We start from the raw sequence: 12,035 nt of genomic DNA on the forward strand, positions 1-12,035 counted from the left end.
CTAAAACAGCGACTTGGCGGCGGCGGAGGCGACGCTCACCACCGGGCCCGCAAACAGGGCGAACAGGATATTGAACAGCCCCGCGACCGCCAGCACCGTCTTGACTTCGACGCGCACCGGATCGACCTGCCCGGCCGGCTCGTCGAAATACATCGTCTTGACGATGCTGAGATAGTAGTAGGCGCCGACCACGCTGGTCAGCACGCCGATCACGGCGAGCGTGAACAAATTCGCCTTGATGGCGGCGACGAAGACGTACCATTTGGCGAAGAAGCCGGCGAGCGGCGGAATGCCGGCGAGCGAGAACAGCAGCATCGCGAACATGAAGGCGAGCAGCGGATTGGTGCGCGAGAGACCGGCGAAATCGCTGATCTGCTCGACCGGCTGGCCATTGCGCTTCATCGCCAGGATGATGGCGAAGGAGCCCAGCGTCATCGCGACATAGATCACGATGTACATCAGGACGCCCTGCGCGCCCTCGACCGTGCCCGCGGCAAGACCGACCAGGGCAAAGCCCATATGGCCGATCGAGGAATAGGCCATCAGGCGCTTGATGTTGCTCTGGCCGATCGCGGCGAACGAGCCCAGCGCCATCGAGGCGATCGCCACGAACACCAGGATCTGCTGCCACTGCGAGACGATGCCCGGGAATGCGGTCAGCGTGACGCGAGTGAAGACCGCGAGCGCGGCCACCTTCGGCGCCGAGGCGAAGAAGGCCGTCACGGGCGTCGGTGCGCCCTCGTAGACGTCGGGCGTCCACATGTGGAACGGCACGGCCGAGACCTTGAAGCAGAGGCCGGCGAGCAGGAACACGAGGCCGAACACCAGGCCGACATTCGAGATCGTCGCGGCCGCCGCGATGCCGGTGAAGGCCACCGTGCCGGTGAAGCCATAGATCAGCGAGGAGCCGTAGAGCAGCATGCCAGAGGACAGCGCGCCGAGCACGAAGTACTTCAGCCCGGCTTCGGTCGACTTGGCGTTGTCGCGGTTGGAGGCCGCCACGACGTAGAGCGCCAGCGACATCAATTCGAGGCCGAGATAGAGCGAGATCAGATCGCCGGCCGAAATCAGCACCATCATGCCGAGCGTCGAGAGCAGCACCAGGATCGCGTATTCAAAGATGCGGCGCGACGGATCCGACAGGAACTCGGTCGACAGCACCAGCGTCACCGCCGAGCCGATCAGGGCCAGGATCTTCATGAAGCGGGCAAAATCATCGACGATGAAGCTGCCACCGAAGGTCACGTGCTTGCCCGCGGGCAGCATGTATTCGAGCACACCGACCACGATCAGGAGCAGCACCGCAAGCGTCGTGACCGTCTTGGTGGTCTCCTGCCCGCGATAGGCGCCGAGCATCAGGAGTGCCATCGCCCCGACCGCGAGCACGAGCTCGGGCAGCACCGGCGCCAGTTGATAACCTGCAGTCTCAAAGCTCATGGCGATATCCTGACCTGCCCGCTCACTGGAGCAGTGCGGCGGCCTTCACGGCCGTCACAGCGGTGTTGTAATTGTTGACGAGTTGCTGGACCGAGGCCGCCGACATGTCGAGCACCGGCTTCGGATAGATGCCGAACAGGATCGTCAGCGCGATCAGCGGGAACAGCGTCAGGCCCTCCCGGAAGGTGAGATCCTTCATGCTCGCCAGCGACGGCTTGACCAGCGCCCCGAACACGACCTTGCGGTAGAGCCACAGCGCATAGCAGGCCGACAGGATCACGCCGAAGGTGGCGAAGAACGCGGTCGGGATCGAGACCTTGAAGGTGCCGAGCAGCGTCATGAACTCGCCGACGAAGCCGGAGGTGCCGGGCAGACCGACGTTGGCCATGGTGAAGACCATGAAGGTCAGCGCGTAGAGCGGCATCCGGTTGACGAGGCCGCCATAGGCCGCGATGTCGCGGGTGTGCATGCGGTCGTAGACGATGCCGACGCAGAGGAACAGCGCGCCGGAGACGATGCCGTGCGAGATCATCTGGAATACGCCGCCGGCGACGCCCTGCATGGTACCGGCAAAGATGCCCATGGTGACGAAGCCCATATGCGCCACCGAGGAGTACGCAATCAGCTTCTTCATGTCCTCCTGCATCAGCGCCACCAGCGAGGTGTAGATGATGGCGATGGCCGAGAGCGTGAACATCAGCGGCGCGAAGTCATGCGAGGCCAGCGGGAACATCGGCAGCGAGAAACGCAGGAAGCCGTAGCCGCCCATCTTCAGCATGATCGCAGCCAGGACCACCGAGCCTGCGGTCGGCGCCTCGACGTGGGCGTCGGGGAGCCAGGTGTGCACCGGCCACATCGGCATCTTCACCGCGAACGAGGCGAAGAAGGCAAGCCACGCCCAGGTCTGCAGCGAGCGCGGCACGGCGGTGTGCATCAGGGTTGGGATGTCGGTGGTGCCGCCGTTCCAGTACAGCGCCATGATGGCGAGCAGCATCAGGACCGAGCCAAGCAGCGTGTAGAGGAAGAACTTGAAGGACGCATAGACCCGGCGCGGACCGCCCCAGACGCCGATGATCAGGAACATCGGGATCAGGCCGCCCTCGAAGAACAGATAGAACAGCACGAGATCGAGCGCCGAGAAGGTGCCGATCATCAGCGTTTCCAGGATCAGGAACGCCATCATGTATTCGCGGACGCGGTTGGTGATCGCCTTCCAGCTCGCGATGATGCAGAACGGCATGATGGCGGTGGTCAGGATCACCAGCGGCAGCGAAATGCCGTCCACGCCCATGTGGTAGGTGATGCCGGTGGCGAGCCAGTTCGCCTTCTCGACGAACTGGAAGTCGGCGCTCGACGCATCGAACCGCATGACCAGGATCACCGACACCGCGAAGGTGATCAGCGTGGTCCATAGCGCGATCCAGCGCGAATTGCGCCGCGCCGCCTCGTCATCGCCGCGGCTGAGATAGACGATCAGCGCGCCCACCAGCGGCAGGAAGGTCGTGACGGATAGAATTGGCCAGGTCGTCATTTACTGGCCTCCAAAGCCGAACATGAACCAGGTGATCAGGCCGGCGGCACCGATCAGCATGGCGAACGCGTAGTGGTAGAGATAGCCGGTCTGGATCTTCACGACGTTGCGGGTGACGTCCAGCACCCGGGCCGAGACGCCGTCGGGGCCGAGGCCGTCGATGATGAAGCCGTCGCCCTTCTTCCAGAGCTGGTAGCCGATCCACTTCGCCGGACGGACGAAGATGATGTCGTAGAGCTCGTCGAAGTACCATTTGTTGAGCAGGAACTTGTACAGCATCGGCTGCGTGTTCGCGAGCTCGACCGGCAGATAGGGCCGGCGGATGTAGAACAGGTACGACACCAGGAAGCCCAGCACCATCATCACCGTCGGCAGGAAGGCGATGGTCTCGGGGATGTGGTGCATCTCCTCGATGATGTGCGGGTTCATCTTCACGGATTCGCGGAAGAACTCCTCGATGCCGTGACCGGCGAACAGCTCCTTGAACGGGAAGCCGGCCAGGATGGAGCCGACCGCGAGCACACCGATCGGGATCAGCATCCAGATCGGCGCTTCATGCGCAGCCTCGTAGTGGTGATCGTCATGCGGCTCGCCGTGGAAGGTCTTGAAGATCAGGCGCCACGAGTAGAACGAGGTCAGGCCGGCCGCGATGACCGTCATCAGGAAGCCGTACATCGCGAACGGATTGTGCGAGGCGTAGGCGGACTCGATGATCGCGTCCTTGGAGAAATAGCCGGCGGTCAGCGGGAATCCCGTGAGGGCGAGCGTGCCGACCACCATCACCGCGTAGGTGTAGGGGATCTTGCGCCAGAGGCCGCCCATGTTGCGGATGTCCTGCTCGTGATGCATCGCGTAGATCACCGAGCCGGAGCCCAGGAACAACAACGCCTTGAAGAACGCGTGCGTGAACAAATGGAACATGCCGACCGAATAGGCCCCTGCTCCCATCGCCACGAACATGTAGCCGAGCTGCGAACAGGTCGAGTAGGCGACGATGCGCTTGATGTCGTTCTGGACGAGGCCGATGGTCGCCGCGAAGAACGCCGTGGTGGCGCCGAAGAACATCACGACGGCCTGCGCGTTCGGCGCGAGCTCGAATAGCGGCGACAGGCGCGCCACCATGAAGACGCCGGCGGTGACCATGGTCGCGGCGTGGATCAGCGCGGAGACCGGGGTCGGGCCTTCCATCGCGTCCGGCAACCAGGTGTGCAGCAGGAACTGCGCCGATTTGCCCATCGCGCCCATGAACAGCAACAGACAGGTCAGGGTCAGCGCGTCGGCATGCCAGCCGAGGAAGTCGATGGTCTTGCCGGTGAGACCCGGCGCAGCGTGGAAGATGGTCTCGAAATCGGTCGAGCCGGCCAGCAGGAAGATCGCGAAGATGCCGAGCGCGAAGCCGAAATCGCCGACGCGGTTGACCACGAAGGCCTTGATGGCGGCGGCGTTGGCTGAGGGCTTCTGGTACCAGAAGCCGATCAGGAGGTAGCTCGCCAGACCCACGCCTTCCCAGCCGAAGAACAGCTGCACGAGGTTGTCCGCGGTCACCAGCATCAGCATGGCGAAGGTGAACAGCGAGAGATAGCCGAAGAAGCGGGGCCGGTTCGGGTCCTCGTCCATGTAGCCGATGGAATAGAGGTGCACGAGCGAGGACACGGTGGTCACGACCACCAGCATCACTGCGGTGAGCGTGTCGACCCGCAGCGTCCAGTAGACCTGGAGATCGCCGGAGAGAATCCACGGCAGCAACGGAATGCGCATGTCGTGGTGCATGAAGCCGACATCGACCAGCGTCATCCAGGACAACGCCGCCGACACGAACAGCAACGCCGTTGTGATCAGCTCGGCACCGCGCGAGCCCGCCGCCGGTGGCTCGGAGACGTGGTGGTCGTCGTGGCCGTCGCCGGGCTCGTGATGGGTCTCGTGAATGACCGACGCATCCTCATTGATCGTGTCGGACGCATGGGCGTGCGCGCCATGACCGTGATCATCGTGATGCTCGACCGTGTCGCCCGAGGGGTTGCGGGCATGCGCGCCGAACAGCGCGATCAAGCCAGCCAGAATGGCGCCCAGCAGAGGCAGAAAGACGATTGCCTGGACCATGATTTACTCTTTCCGCATGATCTGGTCGGAAAACCGGTATCCACTTTTCCGGATCATGCGATCAGCCCTTCATCAGATTGACGTCCTCAACCGCGATCGAGCCGCGGTTGCGGAAATAGACCACCAGGATGGCGAGACCGATCGCGGCTTCAGCGGCCGCGACGGTGAGCACCAGGAGCGCAAAGACCTGCCCGACGATGTCGCCGAGGAAGGTCGAGAACGCCACGAGGTTGACGTTGACCGCGAGCAGGATCAGCTCGATCGACATCAGGATGACGATGATGTTCTTGCGGTTCAGGAAGATGCCGAGGATCCCGAGCGTGAACAGGATCGCGCCGACCGCCAGATAGTGTCCGAGCCCGATGGTCATTTCACCCACTCCGCCGCGTCAGAATCCTGGAGCCCCTGCCCCGGCGCCACCTTTCGGATCGCCATCGCTATTTCGGGCGTGCGCGCGTTCTGAACGTTGATGTCCTGCCGCTTGACGCTCGCCTTGTGCCGCAGCGTCAGCACGATGGCGCCGATCATCGCGACCAGCAGCACCATGCCCGAGAGCTGGAAGTAGTGGATGTACTTGGTATAGAGCACCAGGCCCAGCGCCTCGGTATTGGAGACGTTGGTCGGGATCGCCGCCGTGATCGTCTTGGCGACGCCGGGGTTGATGACCCAGAAGCCGACCGTGAGCAGCAGCTCGAACAGGAAGATGCCACCGATCACGAGGCCGACCGGGAGGTACTCGATGAAGCCCTCGCGCAGCTCGAGGAAATCGACGTCGAGCATCATGATCACGAACAGGAACAGCACCGCAACGGCGCCGACATAGACGACGATCAGGATCATCGCCAGGAACTCGGCGCCCATCAGCACGAACAGGCCGGAGGCGTTGACGAAGGCCAGGATCAGGTACAGCACGGAGTGCACGGGATTGCGCGAGACAATCACCATCACCGCCGAGGCGACACAGACGCCGGCGAACAGATAGAAGAACAGCGCGGGAAGGATCATTGGGCAGTCCCCGTCATTCCGGGGCGCGGGCAAAGCCCGCGAACCCGGAATCCAGAGGTTATGGCGCGAGATTCCGGGTTCGCGCTTTGCGCGCCCCGGAATGACGATGGGATAGCGGGAAGGATCATGCTCTCATCTCACCGGTACGGCGCGTCGAGTTCGATCGCTTTCGCGATCTCGCGTTCCCAGCGGTCGCCATTGGCGAGCAGCTTGGCCTTGTCATAGAACAGTTCCTCGCGGGTCTCGGTCGCGAACTCGAAGTTCGGACCTTCGACGATGGCGTCGACCGGACAGGCTTCCTGGCAGAGGCCGCAATAGATGCACTTCACCATGTCGATGTCGTAGCGCACGGTGCGGCGAGTGCCGTCGTTGCGGCGCGGACCGGCCTCGATCGTGATGGCCTGCGCCGGGCAGACCGCTTCGCACAGCTTGCAGGCGATGCAGCGCTCTTCGCCGTTCGGATAGCGGCGCAGCGCATGCTCGCCGCGGAAGCGCGGCGAGATCGGGCCCTTCTCGAAGGGATAGTTCAGCGTCGGCTTCGGCTGGAAGAAATAGCGCATGGCGAGGAAGAACGCCGAGACGAATTCCGACAGCAGAAGCGAGCGTGCAGTGGCGTTGATGTTGATACCCATGACGGCCCTCACTTCGGCGCGATGCCGGCAAAGTGCAGCACACCGGCCACTACGATCACCATCGCCAGCGACAACGGCAGGAAGACTTTCCAGCCGAGGCGCATCAGTTGATCGTAGCGGTAGCGCGGCACGATCGCCTTGGCCATCGCGAACAGGAAGAACATGAAGAACAGCTTCAGCGAGAACCAAATGATCCCCGGCACCCAGTTGAAGGGCGGCAGGTCCACCGGCGGCAGCCAGCCTCCGAGGAACAGGATCGTCGCCATCGCGCACATCGTGGCAATCGCGACATACTCGCCGAGCATGAACAGCAGATACGGCGTCGAGCCGTACTCGACCATGAAGCCGGCGACGAGCTCGGATTCCGCTTCGACGAGGTCGAACGGCGGGCGGTTGGTTTCAGCCAGCGCCGAGACGTAGAAGATCACGAACATCGGGAACAGCGGCCAGACGTACCAGTTCAGGATGGTCAGCTGCGGCAACCCGATCAGGCTGGCGAGGCCACGGACATGCTGTGCCTCGACCACGGCCGAGAGGTTCAACGTGCCGGCGCAGAGCAGCACCGTGATGATGACGAAGCCGATCGAGACCTCGTAGGACACCATCTGCGCCGCCGAGCGCAGCGCCGCCAGGAACGGATATTTCGAGTTCGACGACCAGCCGGCCATGATGATGCCGTAGATCGACAGCGACGAGATCGCAAAGATGAAGAGAATGCCGACATTGATGTCGGAGATCACCCAGCCGAGATTGGTCGGGATCACCGCCCAGGCGGCGAGCGCGAGCACGCATGACACCAGCGGTGCCAGCAAGAACACGCCCTTGTTGGCGCCGGACGGGATGATCGGCTCCTTCAGCACGAACTTCAGGAGGTCGGCGAAGGATTGCAGCAGGCCCCACGGACCGACCACGTTCGGGCCGCGGCGGATCTGCACCGCCGCCCAGATCTTGCGGTCGGCAAGCAGGATGTAGGCGATCGCCACCAGCAGGACGACCAGCACCAGGACGCTCTCCGCGATCATGATGATCAGCGGCCAGAGGAACCCGGTCCAGAAGGCGCTTTCGAAGAATTCCATCAGGTCACTCCGCTGCGGTCAGCATCTGCCCGGAGGCAAGCCGCGAACACTCCGCCATCACGGCGGACGCACGCGCGATTGGGTTGGTCAAATAGAAGTCCTCGACGAGCGGCTTGAACGGAGCCTTCTCCGTCGTGCCGCCCTTCCCCGCGAGCTTCTTGATCTGGTCGGCCGAGCCGGCCTCGATCTGGTCGAGACGGATCAGGTGCGGCACCGCCTTGAAGATCGCCTGGCGCAGGGCCGACAACGAGTCATAGCCGAGCTTCTTGCCGAGCGCCTCCGAGAGCGCGCGGACAATCGCCCAGTCCTCGCGGGCCTCGCCCGGCGGAAATGCGGCGCGTCCGGTCATCTGCACGCGGCCCTCAGTGTTGACGTAGATCGCCGACTTCTCGGTATAGGCGGCTGCCGGCAGGATGACGTCGGCGCGATGGGCGCCGCGGTCGCCATGGGTGCCGATATAGACGACGAAGGTGCCGTCCGACGGCTTGATCTCGTCCGCGCCGAGCAGGAACAGCAGATCGAGCGTTCCGAACGTCGTCATCTGCGCCGCATTCAGCCCGCCCTGACCGGCAACAAAGCCGATATCGAGCGCGCCGACGCGCGAGGCGCTCTCGTGCAGGACGCCAAAGCCGTTCCAGCCGTCCTTGAGCGCGCCGACATCGAGCGCGAGCTTGGCGGCGGCTGCGAGAATGGCGGCGCCGTCGTGGCGCGAGGCGGCGCCGGCGCCGACCATGATGATCGGATTCTTGGCGTTCTTCAGCACGTCCATGAAGGAGTGCTTGCCGGCCGCGAGTTCACCTAGCGTGTCAGTGCCTGCGCCCAGATGGTCATAATCGTAGGTGAGATCGGCCTTGGCGCCGATCACGCCGACCTTGAAGCCGCCGGCGCGCCAGCGTTTGCGAATGCGGGCGTTGAACACCGCCGCCTCTTTCCGCGGATTGGCGCCGATGATGAGCAGCGCATCGGCCTGCTCGACGCCGGCGAGCGTCGGATTGAAGATGTAGGAGCCGCGGCCAAGTGCGGGATCGAAGGCGTCGCCGCCCTGCACTGCCAGATTGGCCGAGCCGTATTTGGCCAGCAGATCCTTCAGCGCAAACATCTCCTCGACGCCGGCGAGGTCACCCGCGATCGCGCCGATCCGCTTGCCGTCGGTGCGCGCCGCCTTGGAGGCGATCGCAGCAAAGGCCTCGGGCCAGCTCGCCGCGCGCAGCTTGCCGGCTTCGCGGATATAGGGCCGGTCGAGGCGCTGGGTGCGCAGGCCGTCGACGACGTGACGGGTCTTGTCCGAGATCCACTCCTCGTTCACGGTCTCGTTGATGCGCGGCAGGATACGCATCACTTCACGGCCGCGCGTGTCGACGCGGATCGCAGAGCCCAATCCGTCCATCACGTCGATCGACTGGGTTTTGCCGAGCTCCCACGGGCGTGCGGCGAAAGCATAGGGCTTCGAGGTCAGCGCGCCGACCGGGCAGATGTCGACGAGATTGCCCTGCAATTCCGAGGTCAGCGCGTGCTCGAGATAGGTCGTGATCTCCATGTCCTCGCCGCGGCCGGTCGCGCCCATTTCGGGGGCGCCGGCGACTTCCGCCGAAAAGCGGACGCAGCGGGTGCACTGGATGCAGCGGTTCATCGAGGTCTTGACCAGCGCGCCGAGATATTTGTCCTCGACCGCGCGCTTGTTCTCGGCGAAGCGGCTGGTGTCGACACCATAGCCCATCGCCTGGTCCTGCAGGTCGCACTCGCCGCCCTGATCGCAGATCGGGCAATCCAGCGGATGGTTGATGAGAAGGAATTCCATCACGCCTTCGCGCGCCTTCTTCACCATCGGCGAACGGGTGGAGATTTCCGGCGGCTCGCCCTTGGGACCCGGACGGCAATCGCGCACGCCCCAGGCGCAGCTCGCGACCGGCTTCGGGCCGCCCTTCACCTCGACGAGGCACATCCGGCAGTTGCCGGCGATCGACAGCCGCTCGTGATAGCAGAAGCGCGGAATCTCGGCGCCGGCCGCTTCGCACGCCTGAAGCAGCGTGTATTCGGCGGGGACATCGATCTCTTTGCCGTCGATGATGAGCTTGGTCATTGTCTCTACTCCGCCGCGACCATGTTCACGGGATCGCGGACGCCGGCATCGTCGATGTCGGCCTTATGCGAATACTGGTCGATGCGCGCTTCGATCTCATGACGGAAATGCGCGATCAGGCCCTGGATCGGCCACGCTGCGGCGTCGCCCAGCGCGCAGATGGTGTGGCCTTCGACCTGCTTGGTGACTTCCAGCAGCATGTCGATCTCGCGCTTGTGGGCGCGGCCGTCGGCCATGCGGGTCAGGACGCGCCACATCCAGCCGGTACCCTCGCGGCACGGCGTGCACTGGCCGCAGCTCTCGTGCTTGTAGAAATAGGAGATGCGGGCGATGGCGCGGATCAAATCGGTCGACTTGTCCATCACGATCACGGCCGCGGTGCCGAGGCCGGAGCGCAGCTTGCTCAAGCTGTCGAAATCCATCGGCGTGTCGATGATCTGCTCGGCCGGCACCATGCGCACCGAGGAGCCGCCGGGGATCACGGCCTTGAGGTTGTCCCAGCCGCCGCGGACGCCGCCGCAATGCTTCTCGATCAGCTCGCGGAACGGAATGCCCATGGCCTCTTCGACGTTGCAGGGCCGCTCGACATGGCCGGAGATGCAGAACAGCTTGGTGCCGACATTGTTGGGACGGCCGATGCCGGCAAACCATGCCGCGCCACGGCGAAGAATGTCCGGTGCAACCGCGATCGACTCGACATTGTTGACGGTGGTTGGGCAGCCGTACAGGCCGACGTTGGCGGGGAACGGCGGCTTCAGACGCGGCTGGCCCTTCTTGCCTTCGAGGCTCTCGAGCAGCGCGGTTTCCTCGCCGCAGATATAGGCGCCGGCGCCGTGGGCGACGTAGATGTCGAACGGCCAGCCGTTGACGTTGTCCTTGCCGACCAGCTTGGCCTCATAGGCCTGGTCGATCGCCGCCTGGAGATGCTCGCGCTCGCGGATGAACTCGCCGCGGACATAGATGTAGCAGGCATGCGCGTTCATCGCGCAGCTCGCGATCAGGCAGCCCTCGATCAGGAGATGCGGATCGTGCCGCATGATCTCGCGATCCTTGCAGGTCCCGGGCTCGGACTCGTCGGCGTTGACCACGAGATAGCTCGGCCGGCCGTCGGTCGATTCCTTCGGCATGAACGACCATTTCAGGCCGGTCGGGAAGCCGGCGCCACCGCGGCCGCGCAGGCCCGACGCCTTCATCTCGTTGATGATCCAGTCACGGCCCTTGTCGATGATGTTCTTCGTACCATCCCAGGCGCCGCGGCGCCGCGCGCCCTCGAGCCCCCAATCGTGGAGGCCGTAGAGGTTCTTGAAGATGCGGTCCTTGTCCTCGAGCATGTCAGTGCTTTCCGATCAACGGTTGGCTTGCTTGTAGGCAAGCCCGGCGGCGCAGACGGCGAAGGTCAGCGCCCAGAGCAGACTGGATTCCAGCGTCGCGTTCAGGGCGAAGCGCTGAAGCAGGAAAATGAACGTGGCCGCCACGGCGGAATGCATTGCGACGAAGCCCCACTTCTTCACAACACTGCTCCCTTCAACTGGCGGCGAGGCGAGATCACGCATCAGGTGATCTCCTTCAGCGTGGTCGGCCCACCGGTCGGCGCCGAGAACTGGCGGCCGTTCTGCGGACCGGGCTTGGGCGGATTGCCAGACGCAAAGCCATCGAGCACCTTGCCGAAGCTTTCCTTGGTCAGATCCTCATAGGTGTCCTTGCCGATCAGCACCATCGGCGCGTTCACGCAGGCACCGAGGCACTCCACCTCTTCCCAGCTGAAATTACCGTCCTTGGAGAGATGGAAGGGCTCGTGATGGATGCGATGCTCGCAGACGTGGATCAGATCCTCGGCGCCGCGCAGGCGGCACGGCGTGGTGCCGCAGACCTGGACGTGGGCCTTCTTGCCGACCGGGGCAAGCTGGAACATCGTGTAGAAGGTCGCGACCTCGAGCACGCGAATATAGGGCATGTCGAGCATGTCGGCGACAGCGCGGATTGCGGCCTCTGACACCCAGCCGTCGTGCTGTTCCTGAACGCGCCAGAGGATGGCGATCACGGCCGAAGCCTGGCGCCCGGCCGGATATTTCGCGATCTGCTGCTTGGCGAACGCGAGGTTCTCCTCCGTGAACGCAAAGCTCGCGGGCTGGACTTCCTTCGGTGCTAATCGGCGAACGGACATCTCTTCAATC

11 protein-coding genes are annotated in these 12,035 nt (G+C 64.0%); all 11 read right to left on the reverse strand.

The features are described 5' to 3' along the window. Positions 1-1,437 (reverse strand): NADH-quinone oxidoreductase subunit NuoN, encoded by a 1,437-nt coding sequence (nuoN, locus tag BRA471DRAFT_RS21160; protein ID WP_007610975.1) that lies wholly within the window; start codon positions 1,435-1,437, stop codon positions 1-3. A 22-nt stretch (positions 1,438-1,459) separates the two neighbouring features. Further along, the gene (locus BRA471DRAFT_RS21165; protein WP_007610976.1) at positions 1,460-2,968 is read right to left on the reverse strand and encodes an NADH-quinone oxidoreductase subunit M; all 1,509 of its coding nucleotides are present in this window, start codon (positions 2,966-2,968) and stop codon (positions 1,460-1,462) included. Further along, a complete protein-coding gene (nuoL, locus tag BRA471DRAFT_RS21170) occupies positions 2,969-5,068 on the reverse strand; it encodes an NADH-quinone oxidoreductase subunit L (protein WP_007610977.1) in 2,100 nt (699 codons plus the stop codon). Positions 5,069-5,129: 61 nt separating this feature from the next. Continuing rightward, positions 5,130-5,438 (reverse strand): NADH-quinone oxidoreductase subunit NuoK, encoded by a 309-nt coding sequence (gene nuoK / locus BRA471DRAFT_RS21175; protein WP_007603558.1) that lies wholly within the window; start codon positions 5,436-5,438, stop codon positions 5,130-5,132. Continuing rightward, on the reverse strand, positions 5,435-6,073 hold the full coding sequence (locus BRA471DRAFT_RS21180; protein ID WP_007610978.1) for an NADH-quinone oxidoreductase subunit J: 639 nt from the start codon (positions 6,071-6,073) through the stop codon (positions 5,435-5,437). The genes nuoK and BRA471DRAFT_RS21180 overlap by 4 nt, the downstream gene beginning before the upstream one ends. A 137-nt stretch (positions 6,074-6,210) precedes the next feature. After that, complete coding sequence (gene nuoI / locus BRA471DRAFT_RS21185) at positions 6,211-6,699, reverse strand: NADH-quinone oxidoreductase subunit NuoI (protein ID WP_026232873.1); 489 nt, start codon at positions 6,697-6,699, stop codon at positions 6,211-6,213. A 14-nt stretch (positions 6,700-6,713) separates the two neighbouring features. Beyond that, on the reverse strand, positions 6,714-7,781 hold the full coding sequence (gene nuoH, locus BRA471DRAFT_RS21190) for an NADH-quinone oxidoreductase subunit NuoH (protein ID WP_007610979.1): 1,068 nt from the start codon (positions 7,779-7,781) through the stop codon (positions 6,714-6,716). Between the two features lie 4 nt (positions 7,782-7,785). Continuing rightward, positions 7,786-9,861, reverse strand: coding sequence for an NADH-quinone oxidoreductase subunit NuoG (nuoG, locus tag BRA471DRAFT_RS21195; protein ID WP_007610980.1), 2,076 nt, complete (start codon positions 9,859-9,861; stop codon positions 7,786-7,788). Between the two features lie 5 nt (positions 9,862-9,866). Beyond that, entirely contained in the window at positions 9,867-11,192 is a 1,326-nt protein-coding gene (gene nuoF / locus BRA471DRAFT_RS21200; RefSeq protein WP_007610981.1) for an NADH-quinone oxidoreductase subunit NuoF, read from the reverse strand. A gap of 15 nt (positions 11,193-11,207) precedes the next feature. Continuing rightward, positions 11,208-11,414 (reverse strand): hypothetical protein, encoded by a 207-nt coding sequence (locus BRA471DRAFT_RS21205; RefSeq protein ID WP_007610982.1) that lies wholly within the window; start codon positions 11,412-11,414, stop codon positions 11,208-11,210. Continuing rightward, complete coding sequence (nuoE, locus tag BRA471DRAFT_RS21210) at positions 11,414-12,025, reverse strand: NADH-quinone oxidoreductase subunit NuoE (RefSeq protein ID WP_007610983.1); 612 nt, start codon at positions 12,023-12,025, stop codon at positions 11,414-11,416. The genes BRA471DRAFT_RS21205 and nuoE overlap by 1 nt, the downstream gene beginning before the upstream one ends. Between the last annotated feature and the right edge of the window lie 10 nt (positions 12,026-12,035).

This window comes from Bradyrhizobium sp. WSM471 (assembly GCF_000244915.1).
In the GTDB taxonomy this organism is placed as follows: Bacteria; Pseudomonadota; Alphaproteobacteria; order Rhizobiales; family Xanthobacteraceae; genus Bradyrhizobium.

Coding starts and splice junctions, on each gene's coding strand:
- nuoN (WP_007610975.1), bottom strand. CDS start 1,437: ATGAGCTTTGAGACTGCAGGTTATCAACTGGCGCCGGTGCTGCCCGAG.
- BRA471DRAFT_RS21165 (WP_007610976.1), bottom strand. CDS start 2,968: ATGACGACCTGGCCAATTCTATCCGTCACGACCTTCCTGCCGCTGGTG.
- nuoL (WP_007610977.1), bottom strand. CDS start 5,068: ATGGTCCAGGCAATCGTCTTTCTGCCTCTGCTGGGCGCCATTCTGGCT.
- nuoK (WP_007603558.1), bottom strand. CDS start 5,438: ATGACCATCGGGCTCGGACACTATCTGGCGGTCGGCGCGATCCTGTTC.
- BRA471DRAFT_RS21180 (WP_007610978.1), bottom strand. CDS start 6,073: ATGATCCTTCCCGCGCTGTTCTTCTATCTGTTCGCCGGCGTCTGTGTC.
- nuoH (WP_007610979.1), bottom strand. CDS start 7,781: ATGGAATTCTTCGAAAGCGCCTTCTGGACCGGGTTCCTCTGGCCGCTG.
- nuoG (WP_007610980.1), bottom strand. CDS start 9,861: ATGACCAAGCTCATCATCGACGGCAAAGAGATCGATGTCCCCGCCGAA.
- nuoF (WP_007610981.1), bottom strand. CDS start 11,192: ATGCTCGAGGACAAGGACCGCATCTTCAAGAACCTCTACGGCCTCCAC.
- BRA471DRAFT_RS21205 (WP_007610982.1), bottom strand. CDS start 11,414: ATGCGTGATCTCGCCTCGCCGCCAGTTGAAGGGAGCAGTGTTGTGAAG.
- nuoE (WP_007610983.1), bottom strand. CDS start 12,025: ATGTCCGTTCGCCGATTAGCACCGAAGGAAGTCCAGCCCGCGAGCTTT.